The 24316-nt window shown below is 34.4% G+C and carries 23 protein-coding genes; 7 read left to right on the top strand and 16 right to left on the bottom strand.

Annotated features, from left to right (window positions below):
• Positions 1-17 precede the first annotated feature (17 nt).
• Positions 18-854, bottom strand: a complete 837-nt coding sequence (locus V7M80_RS11335; protein ID WP_333696200.1) for a UDP-2,3-diacylglucosamine diphosphatase — start codon at positions 852-854, stop codon at positions 18-20.
• Between the two features lie 171 nt (positions 855-1025).
• Between V7M80_RS11335 and aroC the strand changes: the two genes are divergently transcribed.
• Together aroC and V7M80_RS11325 are read left to right on the top strand one after the other, a co-directional pair.
• Positions 1026-2087: a chorismate synthase gene (aroC, locus tag V7M80_RS11330; protein WP_333696197.1), complete on the top strand. Its 1062-nt coding sequence runs from the start codon at positions 1026-1028 to the stop codon at positions 2085-2087.
• A gap of 3 nt (positions 2088-2090) precedes the next feature.
• The gene (locus V7M80_RS11325) at positions 2091-3368 is read left to right on the top strand and encodes a dicarboxylate/amino acid:cation symporter (protein ID WP_333696195.1); all 1278 of its coding nucleotides are present in this window, start codon (positions 2091-2093) and stop codon (positions 3366-3368) included.
• Between the two features lie 31 nt (positions 3369-3399).
• Here V7M80_RS11325 and V7M80_RS11320 read toward each other — a convergent pair whose 3' ends face one another.
• From V7M80_RS11320 to V7M80_RS11305, 4 genes are all read right to left on the bottom strand, one after another.
• Complete coding sequence (locus V7M80_RS11320; RefSeq protein ID WP_333696194.1) at positions 3400-3540, bottom strand: hypothetical protein; 141 nt, start codon at positions 3538-3540, stop codon at positions 3400-3402.
• A 68-nt stretch (positions 3541-3608) separates the two neighbouring features.
• The gene (locus V7M80_RS11315; RefSeq protein WP_333696192.1) at positions 3609-5462 is read right to left on the bottom strand and encodes a mucoidy inhibitor MuiA family protein; all 1854 of its coding nucleotides are present in this window, start codon (positions 5460-5462) and stop codon (positions 3609-3611) included.
• A 55-nt stretch (positions 5463-5517) separates the two neighbouring features.
• The gene (locus V7M80_RS11310; RefSeq protein WP_333696190.1) at positions 5518-5931 is read right to left on the bottom strand and encodes a thiol-disulfide oxidoreductase DCC family protein; all 414 of its coding nucleotides are present in this window, start codon (positions 5929-5931) and stop codon (positions 5518-5520) included.
• A 14-nt stretch (positions 5932-5945) separates the two neighbouring features.
• Entirely contained in the window at positions 5946-8117 is a 2172-nt protein-coding gene (locus V7M80_RS11305; protein ID WP_333696189.1) for an endonuclease MutS2, read from the bottom strand.
• 113 nt (positions 8118-8230) lie between these two features.
• On the opposite strand from V7M80_RS11305, the gene ung reads away from it, so the two are divergent.
• The gene (ung, locus tag V7M80_RS11300; protein WP_333696188.1) at positions 8231-8896 is read left to right on the top strand and encodes a uracil-DNA glycosylase; all 666 of its coding nucleotides are present in this window, start codon (positions 8231-8233) and stop codon (positions 8894-8896) included.
• Between the two features lie 5 nt (positions 8897-8901).
• On the opposite strand, the gene V7M80_RS11295 is transcribed toward ung, so the two are convergent.
• A complete protein-coding gene (locus V7M80_RS11295; protein ID WP_333696186.1) occupies positions 8902-9333 on the bottom strand; it encodes a hypothetical protein in 432 nt (143 codons plus the stop codon).
• Positions 9334-9461: 128 nt separating this feature from the next.
• The gene (gene fumC / locus V7M80_RS11290; RefSeq protein WP_333696184.1) at positions 9462-10859 is read right to left on the bottom strand and encodes a class II fumarate hydratase; all 1398 of its coding nucleotides are present in this window, start codon (positions 10857-10859) and stop codon (positions 9462-9464) included.
• A 216-nt stretch (positions 10860-11075) separates the two neighbouring features.
• Here fumC and V7M80_RS11285 point away from each other — a divergent pair, with 216 nt between their 5' ends.
• Entirely contained in the window at positions 11076-11237 is a 162-nt protein-coding gene (locus V7M80_RS11285; protein ID WP_333696183.1) for a hypothetical protein, read from the top strand.
• Between the two features lie 54 nt (positions 11238-11291).
• On the opposite strand, the gene V7M80_RS11280 is transcribed toward V7M80_RS11285, so the two are convergent.
• Positions 11292-13793 (bottom strand): outer membrane beta-barrel family protein, encoded by a 2502-nt coding sequence (locus V7M80_RS11280; protein ID WP_333696182.1) that lies wholly within the window; start codon positions 13791-13793, stop codon positions 11292-11294.
• Positions 13794-13892: 99 nt separating this feature from the next.
• A complete protein-coding gene (arsC, locus tag V7M80_RS11275) occupies positions 13893-14234 on the bottom strand; it encodes an arsenate reductase (glutaredoxin) (RefSeq protein ID WP_333696181.1) in 342 nt (113 codons plus the stop codon).
• Positions 14235-14341: 107 nt separating this feature from the next.
• Between arsC and V7M80_RS11270 the strand changes: the two genes are divergently transcribed.
• Together V7M80_RS11270 and V7M80_RS11265 are read left to right on the top strand one after the other, a co-directional pair.
• Positions 14342-15238: a CPBP family intramembrane glutamic endopeptidase gene (locus tag V7M80_RS11270; RefSeq protein WP_333696179.1), complete on the top strand. Its 897-nt coding sequence runs from the start codon at positions 14342-14344 to the stop codon at positions 15236-15238.
• A gap of 22 nt (positions 15239-15260) precedes the next feature.
• Positions 15261-16316, top strand: a complete 1056-nt coding sequence (locus V7M80_RS11265) for an AMP-binding protein (RefSeq protein ID WP_333696177.1) — start codon at positions 15261-15263, stop codon at positions 16314-16316.
• A 187-nt stretch (positions 16317-16503) separates the two neighbouring features.
• On the opposite strand, the gene V7M80_RS11260 is transcribed toward V7M80_RS11265, so the two are convergent.
• On the bottom strand, positions 16504-18117 hold the full coding sequence (locus V7M80_RS11260) for a M1 family metallopeptidase (protein ID WP_333696176.1): 1614 nt from the start codon (positions 18115-18117) through the stop codon (positions 16504-16506).
• A gap of 416 nt (positions 18118-18533) precedes the next feature.
• On the opposite strand from V7M80_RS11260, the gene katG reads away from it, so the two are divergent.
• Positions 18534-20732 carry a catalase/peroxidase HPI gene (gene katG / locus V7M80_RS11255; protein WP_442902349.1) on the top strand — a complete coding sequence of 733 codons (2199 nt, stop codon included), beginning with the start codon at positions 18534-18536 and terminating at the stop codon, positions 20730-20732.
• Between the two features lie 252 nt (positions 20733-20984).
• Here katG and V7M80_RS11250 read toward each other — a convergent pair whose 3' ends face one another.
• From V7M80_RS11250 to V7M80_RS11225, 6 genes are all read right to left on the bottom strand, one after another.
• Positions 20985-21434: a GNAT family N-acetyltransferase gene (locus V7M80_RS11250; RefSeq protein WP_333696174.1), complete on the bottom strand. Its 450-nt coding sequence runs from the start codon at positions 21432-21434 to the stop codon at positions 20985-20987.
• Positions 21435-21543: 109 nt separating this feature from the next.
• Entirely contained in the window at positions 21544-21951 is a 408-nt protein-coding gene (locus V7M80_RS11245) for a nuclear transport factor 2 family protein (protein ID WP_333696172.1), read from the bottom strand.
• A 22-nt stretch (positions 21952-21973) separates the two neighbouring features.
• On the bottom strand, positions 21974-22453 hold the full coding sequence (locus tag V7M80_RS11240) for a hypothetical protein (protein WP_333696171.1): 480 nt from the start codon (positions 22451-22453) through the stop codon (positions 21974-21976).
• Positions 22454-22592: 139 nt separating this feature from the next.
• Positions 22593-22799, bottom strand: a complete 207-nt coding sequence (locus V7M80_RS11235; RefSeq protein WP_333696169.1) for a hypothetical protein — start codon at positions 22797-22799, stop codon at positions 22593-22595.
• A 224-nt stretch (positions 22800-23023) separates the two neighbouring features.
• Entirely contained in the window at positions 23024-23566 is a 543-nt protein-coding gene (locus V7M80_RS11230; protein ID WP_333696168.1) for an STM3941 family protein, read from the bottom strand.
• 141 nt (positions 23567-23707) lie between these two features.
• Positions 23708-24316: hypothetical protein (locus tag V7M80_RS11225; protein WP_333696167.1), on the bottom strand; the 609-nt coding region annotated here is incomplete at its 5' end.

Genomic DNA, 24316 nt, shown 5'->3' with positions numbered 1-24316 from the left:
TTTAGATGTGTTTATTTCTATTTTTTTTGATTTGAAAAGATTAAAGAAGCTACCAATTGTTCGCTTAATTTGGTTTCAAATTCAAAAAAGTCTTCATGAATCATATTGGAATCTTTGTCAAATCGGTAGAGTTTCCATCTTTTTTTATTGTATTCCAATGCTGTCAAATTCTCTACCCAATCTCCTGAATTTAAGTAAAAAGTGGTGCCTTTTTTGTTTACTTTCCGAATCATTTTTGGTTCATGAATATGGCCACATATAACATAATCGTACTGATTTTCTATAGCTAATTCTGATGCGGTGTGTTCAAAATCTGAAATGAATTTTACCGCTTTCTTAACATTGGCTTTTATTTTTTTTGAAAATGAGTAGGGTTCTTTTCCTATTTTTTGAAGTATTTGATTGACCAATCGGTTCATCAAAATGAGTAAATCATAACCCCATCCTCCCAATTTGGCAATCCATTTGGAATGTTGCACCGAGGCATCAAAAACATCACCATGAAATATCCAAGCCTTTTTACCGTCCAATTCCAAAATCAGTTTGTCTAATATGTGAAAGTTACCTACTGAAGTATCACTAAACTTTCGTAACATTTCATCGTGATTTCCGGTAATATAATATACCTCGGTTCCTTTGGAAGCCAAGTCTATAATTTTCTTTATTACTTTTAAATGTGATTTGGGAAAGTAAGACTTTCGAAATTGCCAAATATCAATAATATCACCATTCAAAATAAGAATTTTGGGCTTTATGGTACTGAGGTATTGATGTAATTCTTTGGCATGACAACCAAATGTGCCTAAATGAATATCGGATAGCGCAACGACTTCAACTTTTCTTTTCTTGAGCATATGAATTGAGGTTTTGCAAATTAACCCATTCATTTTCAAATGTGTTTTATTCAAAAGTTAACATTTGTTATTCTAGTATTATCTTAGTGTGAAATTGCCAACCTTTAATATTCTGGATAGACTTTCTATTATTAAACTAAAAACCCTATTTTTGTTCAAAATGTTTTCTTTATGGCAGGAAATAGCTTTGGAAATTTATTTAAGTTGACCACTTTTGGTGAGTCTCATGGAGAAGCTCTAGGTGGGATTATTGATGGATGTCCACCTGGAATTACTTTGGATTTGGAAGCTATTTACAATGAAATGCAACGTAGAAAACCCGGACAATCTGCCATTGTTACTCAGCGAAAAGAAGCCGATGAAGTGCAGTTTTTATCCGGCATTTTTGAGGGTAAAACCACCGGTACTCCCATAGGATTTATTATTCCCAATACCAATCAAAAATCAGATGATTATGCTCATATAAAAGATTCGTACCGACCCAGTCATGCGGATTATGTATATGAAAAAAAATACGGCATTCGAGATTACAGAGGCGGAGGAAGAAGTTCTGCTCGTGAAACGGCGAGTAGAGTAGTGGCTGGAGCTATTGCTAAACAGGTACTTCCAAATGTAAAAATTAATGCTTTTGTTTCTTCTGTAGGTGAGATTTTTATAGATAAACCCTATCAGGAGTTGGATTTTTCAAAAATTGAATCCAATCCTGTTCGCTGTCCGGATGCAAACATTGCCGCTCTAATGGAAGCACATATCAAGGATATCAAAAAACAAGGCGATACCGTTGGGGGTACAGTTACTTGTGTTATTCAAAATGTACCCATTGGATTGGGAGAACCCGTTTTTGATAAATTACATGCCGAGTTAGGTAAAGCTATGTTGTCTATAAATGCCGTAAAAGGTTTTGAATACGGTAGCGGATTTTGTGGTGCTAAAATGAAAGGAAGCGAACACAACGACTTGTACCATTCAGACGGAACCACAAAAACAAATCTTTCCGGTGGTATACAAGGCGGAATTTCAAACGGAATGGATATTTATTTTAGAGTTGCGTTCAAACCGGTTGCGACCCTTATTCAAAAACAAGAAACGTTGAATTCATTCGGCGAAATTATTGAGATGCAAGGCAAAGGCAGACATGATCCTTGTGTGGTTCCCAGAGCAGTTCCCATTGTAGAAGCTATGGCTGCATTGGTTTTAGCCGATTTTTATTTACAAAACAAAATCTATCAATAGAATATGAAATTACCTTTACATTGGAAAATAGTGATTGGAATGATAGCCGGTTTACTTTTCGGTTTTATCATGAAAAATCTGGAAATGAAAGGAATCGTTGTCGATTGGGTTAAACCTTTTGGAACTATTTTTATCAATTTATTAAAAATGATTGCGGTACCGTTGATTGTGGTATCTTTAATTGTAGGTTTGTCTGATTTAAAAGATATTTCGAAACTTTCAAAATTGGGTGGAAAAACGGTATTGTTCTATTTGATTTCAACCGTAACTGCTGTTTCAATTGGTTTGGTTTTGGCTAATATAATTAAGCCCGGTAGTTTTATAAATGAAGTTTCCAGAAAGAGTTTATTAGAAAATTTTGCCGGCGATGCTGCTCAAAAAATTGAATTGGCAGAAAAGGCCAAAACCAGTGGACCTTTACAACCTCTAATTGATATTGTTCCTGATAATTTTTTTAAAGCTCTTAGTGATAATGGGAGTATGTTGCAGGTTATTCTTTTTGTTATTCTAATTGGTATCGGGTTAATTTTAATTGAGGAACAGAAATCGAAACCGGTAGTTGATTTTTTTAAAGGATTGAATGATGTGATTATGAAAATCATTGATATCATTATGTCTGCTGCACCTCTAGGCGTTTTTGCATTAATGGCAGCATTAATGGTTGAAATTCCTGATTTTTCTACACTTGGAGCCTTACTTGTTTATGCATTAACCGTAGTTTTTGGTTTACTTTTAATGACTTTTGTATTTTATCCAACCTTGTTGTTAACACTTGCCAAAGTTCACCCCATTCGTTTTTTTAAAGCCATTGCTCCCGCACAATTGTTAGCTTTTTCTACCAGTTCGAGTGCAGCAACCTTACCGGTTACTATGGAATGTGTAACCGAACGCGTTGGGGTTGATGAAGAGGTCTCTAGCTTTGTTTTGCCTTTGGGAGCAACGGTAAATATGGATGGAACAAGTTTATATCAAGCTGTTGCAGCTATTTTTATTGCTCAAGCGATGTTGCCCGAACCTTTGGATTTACAAACCCAATTGATGATTATAGTTACGGCTACGTTAGCTTCAATTGGATCTGCAGCTGTACCCAGTGCCGGAATGGTTATGTTGGTTATCGTATTAGGACAAGCTGGAATACCGGAAGCAGGATTGGCTTTAATATTTGCCATAGACCGACCTCTGGATATGTGTAGAACCGTTGTGAATGTGACAAGTGATGCCACTGTGGCAACATTGGTAGCCAAATCGGTTGGGAAATTAAATGAACCGGAAAATTCGTAATTGAGTTTTTACTTATAAAAAAAAACGACTTTTAGTCGTTTTTCTTTTTTTTGTCTCCATTCATCATAAGCATGACAGCTGCAACCAATCCGATAATCACTAATGCAAATACGCCAATCATAATAAAGGCACCATTATCCCATGAGTACAATGCTAAAGCTAGTTTATTCATATTATCAAGTTTATTGGTTCAAAAATACCGTAATTCAATTTTATAACATATGATATTTATCAGGTTCATTAAAGATTGATATGTTTTCCGTTAGGATATTTCACTTCATAACTTAGTTGCCTTTTAACAGTTTGCTTAGTTGGGATTTGTAATTCCCAAACTACGATACCTTTTTTCTCGTCATACTTTGCATCACCAAAATTCGCTTTGTCGACTTTGATTTCTTTGTCTTGTGCAATTGGAATTCGATCGTAAAGTTTGATAGTTACTGTTGAAGTTTTATTATTCTTTAGAGTGATTTCATAATTTTTGGAAATAATTCGGTTGGAACCAAATAAGGATTTGTCTTTGAAATTGTTAAGCTGTTTGCGTTCTACCACCAAATTTGGATCAACTCCTAATGAAATAACCAACTCATCTGAGGTTTGAAAAGGATCTATAAACGTTTTTCCGGCATAACTTCCTTCTGCATAAATACTGGCCTCTCCTGCTAATAAATCGTATTTTTCCCAGTCTTTAATTTTGGCTGTTAAAAATACATTTTCACTTAACAATGGAGCTGAAAAATATTCGTATTGAGCTGGAATTTCAAAGGTGTCAATTTCAATAATAGCGACTTCATCTTGAGAGGGAACAGAATAGTTCTTTTTAATTTTAAAAACAACCGTGGTCAAGTTTTCTGATTTTTCATCACCGGTTCCCGTAAGGATTTCTTCTTCTAAAACTACAGAAGAAACCTCTGATTTAACTTTTCGGTTGGAATATCCCGTTACAACTACTTCACCTAGATTTTGATGGTCTTCTTGTAATTTTACATTCATAACCGTACTATAAATAGGTAATGTTGCTGTTTTCATGCCAATAAAGCTAATTTCCAATTCTTTTCCAGAGCCAATCGCGTTAAGTGTATATCTGCCATCAAAATCTGTGGTAACGCCATAAGATGTACCTTTAACTATCACGTTTGCTCCCGGTAAAGGTTGTCCGTTTTCGGTTACTACTCCGGTAATTTTTTTTACTGTTGGATTGTAGGTATAGTTAGAAGACTGAGCAGCAGAGGTATAGCTTCTTTGTTTTACAAAGTTTAAGAAATGTGGTTCTACTTCGGGTTTTTCATTTGTGAAGGAGGGATTTCCTGTGGAAAGTGTTAGTTTTACATCGTTCCAATCTTCACTGGTCTTTTGATAAACATGGGCTTTGTATAAAAAATTGAGTGATTCTTTAGTGTTTTGAGCTTTAATTTCATAGGTAGGAAACCAGCCGGCATTGCTTACATTGTATTTGATTATTAAATTTAATACTGTTGCAATAGGCGCATCTACCTTAATACTAATTTCTCCTTTCTCTTCAGTAATTCCTGAATTCAATTTTTGAAATTCCTGATTGAGCAAATTGATTTCAGAATTAATTTGATTGATTTTTTTGTTGTTGTCATATATCTCCATTTTCAAACTTGTGATGCGTTCTCGGTAATGTTTTGAAAAGGCATTTAGTTTTTCTAATGTTGCAGCATGTTGTTCGCTACTTAATTTTTTATTATTACTTAATAGCGATTCTTCTTCTTCTAAACCTTTATTTGCGTTTTGTAATTGAGCAACCTCACGTTGTTTTAGATTTAATTCATTTTGCAAAGCTTTAACTTTATCCGATACTGTTTTTTTGGGAAGATAAGTGATATCATAACCAATTGATAAAATGGATACGTCTTTTAGTCCGCTTATTTGAATACTATTTTGGTTGATAAAAGGGGAAACCTCAGTAATTCGAATTACAGAAGTTCCTTTAGATACTGTTGCAGTAGCTTCTGCGGAAACTAGTGCTCCGTTTAAATAGACAATGACTTCTTTTGGAGTAGCTTTAGTTTTAATATCATTAGCCCATAATACAGATGTAGATAAAAGAAAAATTACAATGGTTTTCATAAATTGAGAGTTTATACAAGTATAATCAATTTAGGAGTGCCATCAAAGAGAAAACTTATTCTAAGAATTTTGCTTTCATTTCTTCGGTAGGTATCATGCAGGCCTCTTTTTTTCCGTACCAACGGTATCGGTTTTGAGCAACATAATCATAAATAAAATTGCCCAATGAACCGGTGAATGACAAATAAGAAATTATTTTATGCCAACTTTTTAAATCTTTTGCAATTTGCATGGCTGCTTCGGCTTTAAGATAATAGGCTTCTCCCGGAACATACAAAATAATGCTATCAACTTTTGAAGTATCTATACCCAAATACCTTATAATTTGTTGCCCAATTTCCGATTGTATCGAAGCAAAACGAAATAGGTCCTTTTTGTCCTTTTTAATTATGAATTGAACTGAGCTATCGCATAGGTTACAAACCCCATCAAATAGTATGATTTTTTTGTCTTTTGGTATATTTTCCATTTCACAACAGGCTTTTATTTTTTTGCTTCTACTAGTTCTAAAGCATCCAGACTCACTTTTGAGGTAAAAATACCATAGTTTACCGTAGCTTTATTTTTTTCAATACTATCTATAGAACCAACGGCTTTGCCATCAGTCATTCGAACTCGGTCACCAATTTTGAGAACAACTTTAGGCTTTTCTGCTTCTGCTTTGAGAGCTTTAATTTTCTTTTCTTTTTTTACCGTACGAATTTCTTCAACTTTGGCAGAAACTTCTTTCTCTATTTGCTTTTGAATGATTTCTTTTGATTTTAATTCTTTGGCCGACGCTTTTTTACGTTTCGAATTTTCTATTTCAACAATTTTCAACAATTCGCCTATCAATACTTTCTTGTCTTTATTATTAAAATATTTAGAAGACAAATCATCCATTTTTTGACCTAAGTATATCAAACGTTGATTGGCATCATACAATTCTTGATAACGTTCTAATTTTTCTTGGATTTTAGCATTAATTGATTCCATTTTTTTGCTTTCCTCACGTGCTTTGCTTTCTTCTTCTTTTAGCGTAAGCGAAGTTTTTTCTAATTTGGAACGTTCTTTTTGAAGTGTTGCTATTGTTTTATCAAATCGAACTTTACCACCTTCAATTTTCTTTTTGGCTCGATTAATAAGTCCAAATGGAATTCCGTTTTTTTGAGCTACTTCAAAAGTAAATGAACTTCCGGCTTGCCCCAAGACCAATTTGTACATGGGCTCTAATGATTTTTCATCAAAAAGCATATTGGCATTAGAAGCAAAGGGTAATTCGTTGGCTAGAATCTTTAGGTTGGAGTAGTGGGTGGTAATTATTCCAAAGGCTTCACGGTGGTAAAACTCTTCCAAAAAGGTTTCGGCTAATGCTCCTCCTAATTCGGGGTCGGAGCCTGTACCAAATTCATCAATCAGAAACAAGGTTTTAGCATTGCACTTTTTGAGGAAATAGTTCATGTTTTTGAGACGGTAACTGTAGGTACTTAAATGATTTTCAATGGATTGGTTGTCACCAATATCTGTGAGAATTCGGTCAAAAAGAAAAGTTTCACTGCGTTCGTGAACCGGAATTAACAAGCCGCTTTGAAGCATCAATTGAAGCAATCCAACAGTTTTTAAAGAAATGGTTTTTCCTCCGGCATTAGGGCCAGAAATTACAATAATTCGGTTTTCTTGATGTAAAGAAATTGTTTGAGGAAAAGTAGTTTCACCTTTTGTTTTGTTATTTAAGTAGAGTATAGGGTGATAGGCATCTCTAAAAAAAAGTTCCTTTTTGTCGGTTATAGTAGGGAGAACGGCATTAATCTTTAAAGCATATTTTGCTTTGGCCGCCGTTACATCGATAGCACTTAAGAAATCTTGATAGGTTATCAATAACTCTTTGAATGGCCGAATTGCATTGGTCAACTGTTTTAAAATTCGTGTAATTTCTTCACGCTCTTCATATTCTAGATTACTTAACTCCCTTGAGTATCTCAAAGTAGCTTCGGGTTCAATGTAGGCAATACTTCCGGTTTTGGAACTTCCTAATATAGAACCTTTTACTTTTTTTCGATACATGGCCAATACAGCTAGAACGCGGCGGTTTTCTACTATACTTTCTTTGATTTCGTCTAAATATCCCAAACTGTTGTATTGACTAAGTGCCATACCAAAACTTTGGTTTACTTTGCCTCGAACTACACTCATCTCGCGTCTGATATTGATTAAGTCGGGTGAGGCATTATCCTTTATAACTCCATATTTATCAACTACTTCATCAATTTTTTGAGTGATGAATTTAGTGTATTCAACTTGGGAAGCTCTTTGGCTTAATTTGGGATAATAGTCATTGAATTTTTTTAAAAAAAGTAGAAGCACATTAACGGTTTCTGAAACTTGTGCAATTTTTCTAAAACTGCTTACTTCCAAAAAACTATCTTCGATTCCAATAAATTTAATTTCATTTGTGATTGAATCAAATCCGTGGTTGGGTAAAGCATTATTATTGGAGAAAGAGGAGAGGTATTCTGAAGTTTGCAACAAAGCATCCATAAGTTCTTCTTTGTTTTGAAAAGGCACAATTTCAAGGGCTTTTTGTTTACCCAATTCGGTATTGCATCTATCAGAAACCGTCTGTAAAATGGTTGCAAATTCTAAATCTTTTAGCGTTTTTTCAGTTATGGATATCATTTTGTATTTGTAGCAATTTAAAGCAAATTTAGCGATTATTTGCATTAGAATACTTGAATTCGTATTTGAAAAATTGATGCAACTATACTTATATTTGTTGAAATTAAAATTGAATGCTTGATTTTTTAAATGCCTCTTGGAAAGACCTATTGGCTTCCGAATTCAAAAACCCCTATTTTGAGCAACTCCAAACTTATGTTGAAGCGGAGTACAGTCATTTCAAATGTTATCCTCCAAAAAACGAAATTTTTACCGCATTTAATTCCTGCTCGTTTGAAGATTTGAAAGTGGTAATTTTAGGTCAAGATCCTTATCATGGACCCAATCAAGCCAATGGATTGTGTTTTTCAGTTCAAGAAGGTATAGCATTTCCTCCCTCTTTGGTTAATATTTTTAAAGAGTTAGAATCCGATTTAGGGATTCCAATTCCCATTTGGGGGAATTTGGAGCGTTGGGCTTCACAAGGAGTACTTTTATTAAATGCAACTCTAACCGTAAGACAAGGTGAAGCCGGAAGCCATCAAAATAAAGGATGGGAAACTTTTACAGATGCTGTGATACAGGTTATTTCATCGCAAAAAGAGGGCGTAGTTTTTTTACTTTGGGGCGGATATGCTCAAAAGAAAGGAAAACAAATTGATCGTACCAAACATTTAGTTTTAACAACGGGGCATCCGTCACCATTGAGTGCCAATAGGGGATTTTGGTTTGGAAACCAACATTTTAGTAAAACGAATGAGTACTTAATCCATCAGGGAAAAATACCGATAGAATGGTAGAAACTTTAATCTATGGTAAAATTTGCTCTTATCGTTTCAATTTGACCATCACCATCCCAATCTGAAACTGTAGTCAATTGCAATTCGGTTTCTGTGAGTCGGGTTATTTTAGCCACTGTGGTAATATTGTTTATGAAAACCGTGACAATATCATCCTCTAAGTTCCAAGTGCCTGTTACTGTTGTAGTTTCGGTAGGCTCACAGGCGGTAACATCATTTTGAGTATAAACAGCTTCGGGTCTAAATTCAATATTATCCTTTCCACAAGTCATATGACTATCATATGAGAAAGTAGTACCATTAATATTAAAATCTTTATTGTACCATTTTTTCATCAGTTTTTCAAGTGTTACAACTACTGCCTCTTCATTAGAATCTGAGCATGAATTTATAGTTATAGTAAATAATACTAAACATAAAATAAGCCATTTTTTCATACTATAAAAATTAAGATTTGTTACAAAATTACGTTTTTTAAAATTGCTTTTCAATCCCATGGTGTTAAAATTAATTTGAATGGGATAAACAAAGAGGTGTAAAACAATATATTTTACACCTCTTTGTTTTAGTTTAGAGAGCCAACCATATCTTCCGGTTTGACCCAAGAATCAAAATCTTCCGGTGTGACGTAACCTAATCTCACGGCTTCATCTTTTAATGTGGTTCCATTTTTATGTGCCGTTTGAGCAATTTCTGCGGCTTTGTAATACCCAATTTTAGTATTTAAAGCTGTAACCAGCATTAAAGAGTTATCCACCAATTCTTTAATTCGGGTATAATTTGGTTCTATTCCTTGAGCACAATGTTCATCAAATGAGACACATGCATCTCCTATTAAAACAGCTGATTGTAAGAAATTTGCAGCCATTACAGGTTTGAAAACATTTAATTCGTAGTGACCTTGTGTACCACCAATTGTAATGGCTACATCGTTACCCATAACTTGAGCACATACCATGGTAAGAGCTTCACATTGTGTAGGATTAACTTTTCCGGGCATTATAGAAGAGCCTGGCTCGTTTTCAGGGATTAGTATTTCTCCAATACCTGAACGTGGTCCGGAAGCCATCATACGAATGTCGTTTGCAATTTTATTTAATGATACAGCCAACATTTTCAGGGCTCCATGCGTTTCAACAATGGCATCATGTGCAGCTAAAGCTTCAAACTTATTTTCGGCAGTGATAAAAGGTAAACCTGTGAATTGAGCTATGTATGCAGCTACTTTAACATCATATCCGGGAGGTGTATTTAAACCAGTTCCTACTGCAGTTCCGCCAAGTGCCAATTCTGACAAATGGTCTAGCGAATTTTTTAAAGCTTTTAATCCGTGATCTAACTGTGAAACATAACCAGAAAATTCTTGTCCCAACGTTAAAGGAGTGGCATCCATTAGGTGGGTACGTCCAATCTTTACAACATTCATGTAGGCTTCAGACTTTGCTTTGAAGGTGTTGCGTAATTGGGTTACTCCGGGAATTGTCTTTTCAATTACGGCTTTGTAACATGCTATGTGCATTCCGGTAGGGAAGGTGTCGTTTGACGATTGCGATTTGTTTACATCATCATTAGCTTTAACAACGGGTTCGCCTTCACCAATATTAAAACCGGCTAAAACTTGGGCTCTGTTGGCAATAACTTCGTTTACATTCATATTACTTTGCGTTCCGGAACCGGTTTGCCAAATAACTAACGGGAACTGATCGTCCAGTTTTCCCGCTAATATCTCATCACAAACTTGAGCTATGGCATCTCTTTTTTCTACAGATAAAACTCCCAAGTCATGATTGGCATAGGCAGCTGCTTTTTTCAAAAAGGCAAAACCTTCAATGATTTCTTTTGGCATAGAAGCAGTAGGGCCAATTTTAAAGTTGTTTCTTGAACGCTCTGTTTGGGCTCCCCAATATTTATCTGCAGGTACTTTAACTTCACCCATAGTGTCTTTTTCAATACGGTAATTCATGGTTGTGTATATTTGATTTGTTTTAATTGAATACTGCTGGTTAAAATTCTAATTACCCTATGTAATACTCACTTTTTATAATTGTTAATCAACATCAGGTAACCGATTACAAATTTACTTATTAACAATTCTATTTTAAAATATTTTTTAGATTATGTTGATAAAATGATATAGTTGGATTATATTTGTAACTGAATTCGAAAAATTCCGGAAAACATGTTTGAATTTCAACAGTACCTAGGCTTTTTACTTTTTTTAACGGTGTTAACCATCGGTTTTTGGTTAATGATTTTTTTAGTTGGTTTTGTTCACTATTGGTTGGGCGGAGCTATCATGGAATTAATCAAAGAGAAAAGAGCAAAAAAGAAAGACGAGTAATATATTTTTAAAATATATTCATCAAAAAAAAGGGACGCATTTGCGTCCCTTTTTTTATGGTCTTCCCATAAAATCTCCATCATCCCCGCCTTCTCTTCTGGGCATTCTTTCTTTTTCGTTCTTCGCTTTGTTGAAACGGTATGTGAATGTTAGATTTATTTGACGTACTCTCCATTGCATTTCACTATATGAACTAACATTTCTAAGGTTGGTTTCCATAATTCTTTTACGGGAATTAAAAACGTCACTAACATTTAATGCCAATGTTCCCTTTTCTTTCAAAATATCTTTACTAAATGCTAGGTTGGCACTAATAACTCCTAAGCTTCTACCTTGTGCATTGGTTTGAGGGGCATTGTAAGTAGCATTGGTTTGCCAATCGATTTTATAGGGTAGGGTTATTTTGGAGTTGATTCGAGCAAACCAACTGGTAGCTACGTTATCCAAATTGATTGAAACCGGATCACCCTGAAAATTGGTATAATTGTAATTACCTTTTAATTCATTACGGAAAAAATTGAAGTTTCCGTTTAAACGCCACCATTTGTAGGGTGTATAGTTCAAAGTAAATTCAAAACCAAAACGGTATTCTGTTGCCAAGTTAATGGGTCCGCTTAAAATAATTGGAATTTGAGTCACTTCTCCTGGGTCTACAATAGCATTATTGTTTTCATCTATCCAATTTTCAAATATTTCACCTGATTCTCGACGAATAAATTGAAAAACATCATCTGTTTTGTTAATATAAGCTGAGGTATTAAAAGTAAGCTTATTCCATCTTTTTAAATAGCCTAAATCAATGGCATGAGTCATGGCCGGATCTAAATCGGGATTACCTTGGAAAATATTAATATTACTGGAAATATTGGCTGTTGGATTTAAGAAACGACCTCTAGGACGTTGAATTCTCCGACTGTAACTTAAAGTAACATTACTTTTGTCTGATATTTCATAGGCAAAGAAGGCACTCGGAAAGAAGTTGTTGTATCGTTTCGTGTTGTAGTTGTCACCCGAGATGAGATTCACACCAATATTTGAATCTTCCCAACGCAATCCAAATAAATAGGAGAACTTATTGATTTTAGAGCCAAATTGGGTATAAAAAGCATTTACATATTCTTTGTATTCAAATACATTGGAGAGGTTAGTATCTAATGTAAAATTTCCGGTTGAACCTATATCAGTAAAAACCTCAAAGTCGGTTAATACTTTTGTAAAATCTCCTCTGTATCCGGCTTCAAAACGTGAGTTTTCGGTTAATGGGAGAACGTAATCCAATTGTGCTAAATTTCGGGATTGTCTCTGAACATTTTCGGTAGTTTGATCATCAATATCAAAAATGAATGAATTGCTGTCGTCTTTGTTAAATGAAGTAGAGAAATCTACCGATAATTGGTGTCCGTCTTTTTTGAATTTTTTGATTAAATTGGTTGCATACTCCACATTTTCACCAGAGCTAAATTGATCATTAAAACGGAGGCGAGTACCTAAAAAGTTTCTGTTGGCATCAAAATCAAAGAACAAAACCTCATCCGGATTGGCTCCGCTGTCTCTGCGATAGGAAACGGTGTTGGTCCAAGTTGTGGTTTTATCCAGAAACCATTCGGCACCAAAACTACCGTTGAAACCTTCTCTTAATCGTTCGTTTTTTCTTCTTTCGTTAATAAAATTGGTGGTATTTCCATTATTATCAAAGTATTCAGAGTTGGTTAACGAATTTCCGGGACTGTTTCTATCGCTATATCCTAGCGTAGAAAAAACGTTAAAATTTTCGGATTTGTAATTGATATTTCCGGTCAATCCATAGTTTCTGGGGTCACCTACAGTACCGGTTATAACGCCGTTTAATCCTTGATTTTTTCCTTTTTTAAGGATAATATTGATAATTCCGCCACCTCCTTCAGCATCATAACGTGCAGAAGGATTGGTAATTACCTCTACTTTGTCTATAGCATCTGCCGGAATCAATCGCAACGCATCGTTAATATTGATAGCATTTGAGGGTCTTCCATCAATTAAAATACGAACACTTTCATTTCCGCGAAGGCTAACATTTCCTTCAACGTCTACAGAAACGGATGGAACATTATCAAGAACATCGCTTACCGTTCCGCCTTTTACCATCATGTCTTGGCCAACATTGTATACTCTTTTATCCAGTTTTATTTCAACTGTAGAGCGTTCGGCACGAAGTTCTACACCATCTAGTTGCGTAGCATCATCAACAAGTGCAATAGTACCTAGGTTGGTATTTTTTTGTAAGTTCTGATTTTTAAATTCAATCGTTTTAAACGAAATAAATTCAACGCGAACATCATAACTACCGGCATTAATTTCAATTGAAAATTCTCCTTTGCTATCTGTAATTCCTCCCGTTACCATTTCGGGTCTGCGAGTACTTTGAAAAACAATAGTAGCATATTCTAAGGGTTGTGAACTGGATTTATCAATTACTTTTCCGGTAATTGTAATTTTTGGGGGTGTTTGTCTTACTTGCGCAAAAACTGAATTGAAACTCAATAGGATGAGTAATAGAGCATAGCTAATTTTTTTCATTAGTTATAAAAGATTGGTTTTATTAAGCTTGGACAGCAAAATTAGGTTATGGTTTATCCGAAAAATCCCAAATTATTGTTAAATGATTCCGAATAAAAATTAAAATAAGGTTTTGATTAATACGGGAGGTCTACCTACTATAGCCTTGGAATCTGTGATAACTATAGGACGTTCTATTAGTATAGGATTTTCTAAAAGAATCTGAATGAGTTGCTTTTCAGAAAGGTTTTTATCCTTGTATTGAGTAATCCAAAGCGGTTCTTTGGTACGAATAATAGCTTGGGCAGAACATTTCAACTTCTTTAATATTTCTTCTAGTTTTGATTCAGATATGGGTTCTTTTAAATAATTGACAATCTCGTATTCTTTTCCCAATTCATCCAAAATGGCTTTTCCCTCTCTAGATTTTCCGCACCGTGGGTTGTGTAAAATTTCAATCATAGTTTGTTTTTTTGTTGCAAAAGAACACTTTTTCAACTTAAAATTAGTTAAAAAAATGGTAACAGTTTCTCAACTAAAAACTATATTTGAAGATAAAATTTTTCGATATGTATATTGAGCAACTCAACACCAAGAAATTTACTTTTTTGCCCTACATTCCCATTCCGTTACTTTTTATAGGTTTAATTGCATTTAATAGTTTTGCGACACAAAAAGAGGGAGTAGAAGAGGCCTATCAAGTTTTAATTGAACAGTTTGGCCAAAATTTAACCTTCGTTTTTGTTGTTGCACCACTTTCAATTGCTTGTTTGTTTCTCTTTTTTTGGGTGAAGTTTATCCATCAACAATCTATTCGAAGTTTAACAACTTCTCGTGAAAAAGTAGATTGGCACCGGATTTTATTTTCCTTCATTCTTTGGGGTTCTGTTTCAGCATTTTTTATAATGGTTTCCGTTTGGACCAGCCCTGAAAATTTTGTGTTTCAATTGAACCCCATCAAATTTGGAGTATTTGTTGTATTGGCTTTGCTATTATTACCGCTTCAAACCAGTTTTGAAGAATATTTATTTCGAGGTTACCTCATGCAGGGTATTGGAGTTTTGGTCAAAAACAGAGGGATACCTTTGGTTTTGACTTCTGTTTTTTTTGGTTTGATGCATCTGTCTAATCCTGAGGTAGGAAAAATGGGTTTAGTGATAATGGTTTATTATATAGGAACCGGTTTTTTTTTAGGAATGATTACATTATTGGATGAAGGTTTGGAGTTGGCCTTGGGTTTTCATGCCTCTAATAATATTGTTGGTGCTCTTTTGGTAACCGCTGATTGGACGGCATTGCAAACGCCTTCGGTTTACAAAGATATTTCAGAACCTTCGGCTCATTATGATGTTTTACTTCCTGTTCTCGTTTTATTTCCAATACTTTTGTTTATTTTTGGTAGAAAATACAAATGGTCGCATTGGAAACAAAAACTAATGGGTACCTTACCTCCAGCAAATTACTAATAAAATATTCAAATCTATTTATATGACCACTACAATTTCTTATCAAAATGTTCATAACCGATTTAAATTAAATGGTTTCCATCTCAATCGGGAAGACTTATGTAGAGTAGCCTACAGCTTTATTAAGGAAGGAGAAGATTTTGAAAAACCGGTAGGTGATTTTTTATTGGATTGGTTTGACGACAAACCGTATTTGGAAATAAATACATCCGGTTCCACCGGGATACCCAAATTAATACGAGTAAGCAAACAGGCCATGGTAGAATCGGCATTGGCAACGGGGAATTTCTTTGATTTGAAACCCGGTGACAAAGTTTTACATTGTTTACCGGTTCGTTATGTAGCCGGAAAAATGATGTTTATCAGGGGGTTTATTTTAGGTTTAGAAATAGATTTTGTAGCTCCAAGCTCACATCCGCTGGATCGGATAGAACACGATTACGATTTTACAGCTTTGGTTCCAATGCAAGCTCAATATTCTCTAGATCTTTTGCATAGAGTACGAAAAATAATTATTGGAGGAGCCAAGATTACCAAACCACTTGAAGAAAAATTGGTACAAATTAAGTCTGAAATTTACGAAACCTATGGAATGACAGAAACCATCACACATATAGCCGCCAAAAGAGTTGGTGAGTCTGCGTTTACAGTTTTTCCGCATGTAATGCTTTCACAAGACGAACATAATTGTTTGTTAATCAAAGCTCCATTCATTTCAGATGCGATTATAGAAACCAATGATATTGTTGAAATGGTTTCGGAAAATCAGTTTATTTGGTTGGGTCGATTTGATAATGTAATTAATAGTGGCGGAATTAAATTGATTCCGGAACAAATAGAAGAAAAACTAGCTAAAAAAATTCCCCGACGTTACTTTGTTACCGGACGACCCGATCCGGTTTTGGGTGAAAAATTGGTTTTGATTGTAGAAGGTGAAACGATGGAATTGGATAAAGATTTATTTGAATGTCTTGACAAATATGAAAAGCCCAAAGAAATACATTTTGTAAAGCACTTTGAAGAAACGCCAACCGGAAAAATAGTGCGAAAAGATACGTTAGGAAAGTTTATGAGTTAAAGTTTTTGGATTGTATATCCTAAACCAGACAGGTTTTTAAAACCTGTCTGGTTTGTTTTTTTTAAATTGAATTCTTTTAATACTGTTGGGTTGTAATAGAATAACTTCTTTACAGTAATCAACATTTTTATCAGTCAGGTTTCTTTTTTTTAATGAATTTTTTAGATATTGATAGGTTGCATAAGTACTACTTTTTCAAAGTAATCAACATTTTTGTTAAATCAACTTGAACATCCTCAACTGAAGAGGTATTTGGTAATTTTACCCAGTCATTGTTAACTAATATTCGTGTATTTGTTCCATTAGAAAAATAGTCTATGGGCATTTCAAAAGCGGAAACATTTGTATTCCATCGGGCTTCTACCTTCTTTTTTACAACACGTATTTCCAATTCCGGTAGGTTAGTGAAATTTAGATACTGATTGAAAATGGGAGCTAAATTTAATTTGGATTCCTTTGTGAAAAATTCTACGACATCTTTTGTTTCTATGATTTGATGACGAAACGTTTCCGCATATTTTCGGAGCATGGCCCACCATTTAGTATCATCATTAATTATATGTCGGATAGTATTGAGCATTAATGCTCCTTTATAATACATATCCGAATTTCCGGTTTTAAAATTTACCCCAAACTGTCCGATAATCGGTTTTCTGTTTCCAACCATTCGTTTTTGACCGTTGATGTACGTCATTGCTTTTTCATATCCAAATTGACATTCCACAAAAACCGATTCGGAATAAGTTGTAAAACTTTCGTGAATCCACATGTCGGCAATGTCTTTTGAAGTGATACTGTTCCCAAACCATTCATGTCCGGTTTCATGAATGGTGATGTAATCAAAAAGTAGTCCTACGCCGGTACCGGTCATATCATTTCCCATATAACCTTTGAGGTATTTATTTCCGTAGGCAACAGCACTTTGGTGTTCCATACCTAAATAGGGGGTTTCAACCAATTTAAAACCATCCTCGGTGAAAGGATACGTACCAAATTTCGATTGAAAACAATCCATCATTGGTTTTACTTCCTCAAAATGTTGGCGAGCTTTGGCTTCGTTTTCACGCAAAACATAATAATCCAAATCCAAACCGTTATGCTGGTCATGAATATGAACATAATCGGCTACGTTAATCACTATATTGTAATTGTTTATCGGACTCTTTACTTCCCAATCCCAACGTGTGTAACCGTTTTTCAAATCTTCTTTTCCCATAAAACGGCCATTGGAAACATTCATCAGTCCGTTGGGAACCGCTACTTTCACCGATGCTCCTCTATCCGGTTCATCCGTTTGATGGTCTTTTACCGGATACCATAAACTGGCTCCGGTTCCTTGAACGGCAACTCCAATAAAATCTTTTCCGTTACCATCTTTCTTCCATACAAATCCACCGTCCCAAGGGGCTCGTTTGGCTTCTTTTGGTACTCCGGAATAGTAAAAAAGTAAAGTAACTTCAGCTGTATTTTGTATTTCAGGGGTTATATCAATAAATACTGCATCAAATTCTCGATTGTAGTTTAATTTTTTTTGACCAAAAACAATACTATCTACTTGCATATTTTCAAACAAATCCAATTGGATTTTATTTGACTTAGTTATCCATTTAAATGTTATAGCATTGTGTCCTGTTATACTACGATTATCGGGATTAATTGTTATATTCAAATCATAACGCAGTACATCAAAAGCCGTTCGTTCTGAACGTAAGCTGCCTTGAAGTGAATCACGTTTTGTAAAATTTTGGGCTTGACCAATTAAGGTAACCAATAAAAACATTAGGTGTAGGCGATGAGTCATGGATAATTGATTTTACTACAATATTACTTTATTTTTTTTGAGGTCGCTCTATTTTATGATTTTGTTTGGGAATTTTTATCCCTCTTGTATGGTTTGTCTCTTCATGTTAATTCGACTCTTTTCAATCTAAAGGTATGACTTTTCAATTTGATTATAGATACAATCTATTGCAAATGTATTTATAATAGAATTTTATGTAATATTTTAGTGTTCTGAAAAAAGAAACGAGTATCTAGCTCTTTTGGTAATGAAATTGTTATTTTATTGCTAATACTGTTACTGTTTATTTGAGTTTACTTTTTTTTTCCTAAATTTAGAAAACATTCTAAAAGCGTTTAACAAACAAATAATAAATAACAAATTAATTACTTATGAACAATTCAACTGAAGGAAAATGCCCTCATCATCATCAAGCGATGGGAAATGAAGCTACACCATCTCCCACTGCATCCGGAAAATGTCCGGTAATGCATGGAGCCAACTCCAACGCCAACCAATCGGTTATGGAATGGTGGCCTAAGTCATTAAACTTAGATATTTTACATCAACATGACAAAAAGACCAATCCACTTGGGGAAGATTTTGACTATGCAGAAGAATTCAAAAAATTAGATTTAGAAGCTTTAAAACAAGATTTGAAAAACCTAATGACCGATAGCCAATCATGGTGGCCTGCCGATTGGGGGCACTATGGTGGTTTGATGATTCGTATGGCATGGCATGCTGCGGGTACCTATCGCGTGGCAGATGGTAGAGGAGGAGCCAATACCGGAAACCTTCGTTTTGCTCCTTTGAACAGCTGGCCGGATAACGGGAACTTAGACAAAGCTCGTCGTTTATTGTGGCCCATAAAGAAAAAATACGGAAACAAAATTTCTTGGGCCGATTTAATGATTTTAGCCGGTAATATGGCATACGAATCAATGGGATTCAAAACATTTGGATTTGCCGGAGGTAGAGAAGACATTTGGCATCCTGAAAAAGATATTTACTGGGGGTCTGAAAAAGAATGGTTGGCTCCAACCGGAAGTGAAGGAAGCCGCTATTCAGGTGAAAGAGACCTGGAAAATCCTTTAGCTGCGGTGATGATGGGATTAATCTATGTGAATCCGGAAGGAGTAGACGGAAAACCTGACCCATTAAAAACGGCTCACGATATGCGTGTTACTTTTGAACGTATGGCTATGAATGATGAAGAAACCGTGGCCTTAACCGCTGGGGGTCATACGGTTGGAAAAGCCCACGGAAACGGTGATGCCTCAGTTTTAGGCGAAAGTCCGGAAGGTGGGGATATTAAAGACCAAGGTTTTGGTTGGATGAATCCCAAAGGGAATGGAAATGGGGGCGACACGGTTACTTCCGGTTTAGAAGGAGCGTGGACCACTCATCCTACGGTTTTTGACGATGAATATTTCCATTTATTATTCAAATACGATTGGGAATTAAAGAAAAGTCCGGCCGGTGCATGGCAATACGAACCCATTAACATAGCTGAAGAAGACATGCCAATTGATGCTCATAATCCATCTGTTCGCAGAAACCCGATTATGACAGATGCGGATATGGCCTTAAAAATCGATCCGGAATACCGCAAAATATCAGAGCGTTTCCAACAAGACCCGGCGTATTTCCGCGATGTATTTGCCAGAGCATGGTTCAAATTAACACATAGAGATTTAGGACCAAAATCACGCTACCTTGGAGCCGATGTTCCGGCAGAAGATTTAATTTGGCAAGATCCGGTACCAACCGTTGATTATACCTTATCTGCTTCAGAAATTGAAGAATTAAAATCAAAATTACTAAACTCCGGTTTAACGAGAGCTGATTTAATCAATACGGCTTGGGACAGTGCCAGAACGTTCCGTGGATCTGACTTTAGAGGGGGTGCCAACGGTGCACGCATTCGTTTAGCTCCTCAAAAAGATTGGGTTGGAAATGAGCCCGGTCGTTTGCAAAAAGTAATCAACACTTTAACCCAAATTCAATCTGGATTGGCTAAAAAAGTAAGCTTGGCTGACTTGATTGTGCTGGGTGGTTCTGCTGCCATTGAACAAGCAGCCAAAGACGGTGGTTTCAACATCACGGTTCCTTTTACTCCCGGTCGTGGTGATGCGTCACAAGAAATGACCGACGTGAAATCATTTGCTGATCTTGAGCCATTGCACGATGCTTTCCGTAACTTCCTGAAAAAAGATTACATTGTTGCTCCGGAAGAAATGATGTTAGACAAAGCTCAATTGTTAGGTTTAACTGCACCGGAAATGACGGTTCTTTTAGGCGGAATGCGTGTGTTAGGCACCAACTATGCCGGAACCAAGTACGGGGTTTTCACCCACAACGAAGGCGTTCTATCCAATGATTTCTTTGTGAACTTAACCGACATGAGCTACAGTTGGAAACCGGTTGGTGAAAACCTATATAACATTGTGGACCGCAAAACCGGAGCTACCAAGTGGACCGCAACGCGTGTGGACTTAGTATTTGGTTCTAACTCGATATTAAGAGCGTATGCAGAAGTGTATGCCCAAGATGATAACAAAGAAAAATTCGCTCGCGACTTTGTAAATGCTTGGGTAAAAATCATGAATGCAGATCGTTTTGATGTGAAATAATTCCAAAAACCTGATTTACCCTAAAAAGCAACTCGGAAACGGGTTGCTTTTTTTGTATAGATTTTTCGCCAGTCGCTTTTCAGGCTTGTTTCAGGTTTCAAGTTGAATTTTAGTGCATCAACGGATTTTTGTGAAAAATCAAAAATCTTCGTGCTCTTTGTGATTAATTTGATATTAAAACGAACACTTTTGAAAAGTAAATCCAATAAAAACAAATTTTTTTGCAACAATTACAATTAATCTAATTCAAAATTATAATACCTTTTCAAAACAAACACTATTTTCCATTTCGGCGTATTGTGCGTAATTGGGAATAATTGTGTACCTATTTTTTTTATACAACCCAATTGCCTCGGGTTGATTGACACCGGTTTCTAAAATACATTTGGAATACCCCAATTCTTTAGCCCAACGTTCTAATTCTTGTAATACCATAGAAGCTATACCTTGACCTCTTTTATGTATAGGCACATACATGCGTTTGATTTCCATTGTGTTTGCATCATATTCTTTCAAAGCTCCACAACCTACTGCTATCTCTTTTTCAAAAACTACAATCACATGTTTAATGGTTGTAATTTTATTGAATTGATCATAAAAGGCATGTTCGTCACCATCTCTAATGGCCAATTCTTTATCGAGTTCAATGACTAATTGTTGAAAAGCTTTGTTTTCGGAGTTTGTTTTGATAATAGTAGACATCGTTTACAAATTTATTTTTTCTAGATCTTTATGAACAATCTCATCCCCATGCTTTTAGCTTAAATATTTTAAAAGCACTTTTAACTCACAAACAACTGAAACCCAAAACTCATTTTCGAATCACCGTAATTTTATAAATTTTATCGTTTTTCACTTCGTAAATCAGGACTAACTCTAAAATATCCGCAGAACCTTTTCTGCCTACTATGCTTTCGTGGTCAATAACTTTGTTGTCAAATACAATCCGGTTTACAATGGTAGAATGCAAATTTGGCGAGTTTTGAAATAGGGCGGTGTACAGTTTTCTCACTTCCTCAAGTCCGCTAGCGGTAATTTTAGGATCATCGAAACTGTAAATCACAATGTCTTCACTAAAACAACGCATAAAGCCTTCAATATCTCTGTTGTTATAATAATCTAAATTCTGTTGAACAATTTGTTCAGGACTACTGTTTTGTGCCATTGAGGGTAATGTTATGAGGGTTAGGAATAGTATTTTAAGATAGTTTTTTTTCATTATAAAAGTTTTTATAATTGATTTAAAGCCATTTTGATTCACTTTCGGTAGCATCTAAAATATCAATATTTAAAGCTAATTTAAAATGTTCGGCTACTTTAAATGCATCATCTTTATTATCTGTTTTATAAAAAGTTATATGCTTATTCCTGTGGTAAAATAGATTTAATACAATGATTTCATTTGTAAAAGTTGTGGTAGCGGTTACTACATTTACCCTCTGGCTTTCTTTTGTTTTAAATACAGAAACATATTCAAATTCCGGACAAGGTTTCCATTTGCCAAAATGTATTCCAAAAATTGATTTTAGGGTTCGATAGGTTTTATTTTCTAAATTGATTTGCGAACCGTCACGTAAAGCCAAGCCAAATCCCAACACGGAAAAGATAGCCCCAAAAAGAAGATTAGTGGTAAATAAAATAGTTAATCCAGCTAATAAAAGTACAATTCCAAAAATATACTTCATGACCGGAACTTCTTTTAAATAGGTGATGGTGCTCATAGAGGTTGCTTTATTGGTAGTGAGAACTCTAATTATCAAATATACACAAGTGATTTGAATTAATTCAGGTTCTTTAGATTGAGAATTTTGAAATTTGTGGCATGAAAATATTGTTTCGTAAACAGGATTTGTACTAAAACTAAACTTTAAACAAACCCAAGATGAGTATAATTATCAAACAGATTGTCAACAATCCAACTCTACCATTCCAATCTTGTTTGTAAATCAAATCATAAGAATATTTATTTCTCAGAAAAAGCCATCGAATGAATGAACCTAATCTTTTGATTAAGCCCCACAGAATCTCTTGAAATAAGGTTTCTAAAAATGCTTCAATGATTCCCATTTTATTTTTGATTCTGATTTTCCATATCAAACAAATTAAAATGTATAACTACTTTAAAATAATAGATAAAATTAAAATTGTACTTCAATAATGATTTATTTAGTTTAACTAGTTGATAGTAAATCTCCCAAATCTACACAACTTTTTCAATTGCTCACAAAAATTAAAAGCTGTTTTGGTGATTGAAAAATGATATTCGCAGAGCATGTGCTATCAAAGTAGACTTAAGAAATTTTATGTTTTTCAAATTCTTGTTGCAATATCCTTTTCAGTTTGTTGAATTCGCAGTTTAAAGCGACTGATGGAATTGCTATTGCTGTTCCAAAAGAAGAATAATTGATTTGAACTAATTTTCTTTTAAAGATGTTCTTTTGTCTTTTTATATATTCATCTGGATTCTTTACAACTATATTTATAAATGATTGATTAACTACAATTGTTTCTGATATTTCCACTATATCATTCCAAGGAATATGACCAGCACTAATTCCACTTGCATTATCATAGATTCCTTTATCATTTATAACTAAGCCCGGTTTTTTATCAAATATCTTTCTTGCATAATAAAGTAAAGAGATTCCAAAAAATACTACTCCTAAAATACCAGCTATCAAAACTATTGTTGATGATCTATATCTCCAATTAGTAAATTTGTCAGGATTTAGAATAAACAGTATTGAAAGAATACAGAAAATTAAACACCCAAAAAACAATAAAACTATCTTAGTTTTACTTAACTTGAATTCTATTTGTTGATTTTCACTCATAAAAATGGAATACTTATACATTTAATCAAATCTACACAACTTTTTCAACTTCTCGCAATTCAAAAGCCATATTGATGATTAAAAAAAACTATATTCATGGAGCAGTTTGCTATTAAAAAGATAAACATTAGGATAATATTTTTAATCTTCTTGTTTTTCTTTGAAGAGTTTAATTTGAATGTAATTACAAAGAGGTACGAATAATATAGCAATAAATAATAAATTCAAAACAATTATCCATCCTCTTAAAGGATTAATTAAATTATCACGAAATCCAATAATAGAAGAACACCAAAAATCAAAATAATTAATTCCTATTTTAGGGTCATTAATGATTTTATTTTTTAAGTCTATATAATTTTTAAATGAATTACAACTTTCTTTTAAATTCTTTTTCTTTTGTATTTCAAGAATAAAAGTGCCTGTATCTCTATTAAAAACTTTGATATATGTTCTTGGTTTTGGAATAATTCCACCACCTCCTATATTTCTAGGTGATAAAAAAATAAAATTTTTATGAATGATAATGGTATCATTATTAGGTAATTCAATATTAGCAATTTCTGAATTTATTAATGAATTAAACTCAGATTTTAATCTAATAAAAATAGAATCCTTTTCAGTTATATTTTTTTTACTTTCGTCTTGAATCAATTCTAAGAATTCTTTATTGTAAATAAAAGATTTATTATTATTTAAATAAATTTTATAAAAAATTACTGGTAATATGCATAACCATGTAACTAATGC

Origin of the sequence: Flavobacterium sp. (assembly GCF_036759525.1) — a bacterium.
GTDB lineage: Bacteria > Bacteroidota > Bacteroidia > Flavobacteriales > Flavobacteriaceae > Flavobacterium.
The sequence above is the reverse complement of the archived record's forward strand: the minus strand, read 5'-3'. Positions and strand labels throughout refer to the sequence as shown.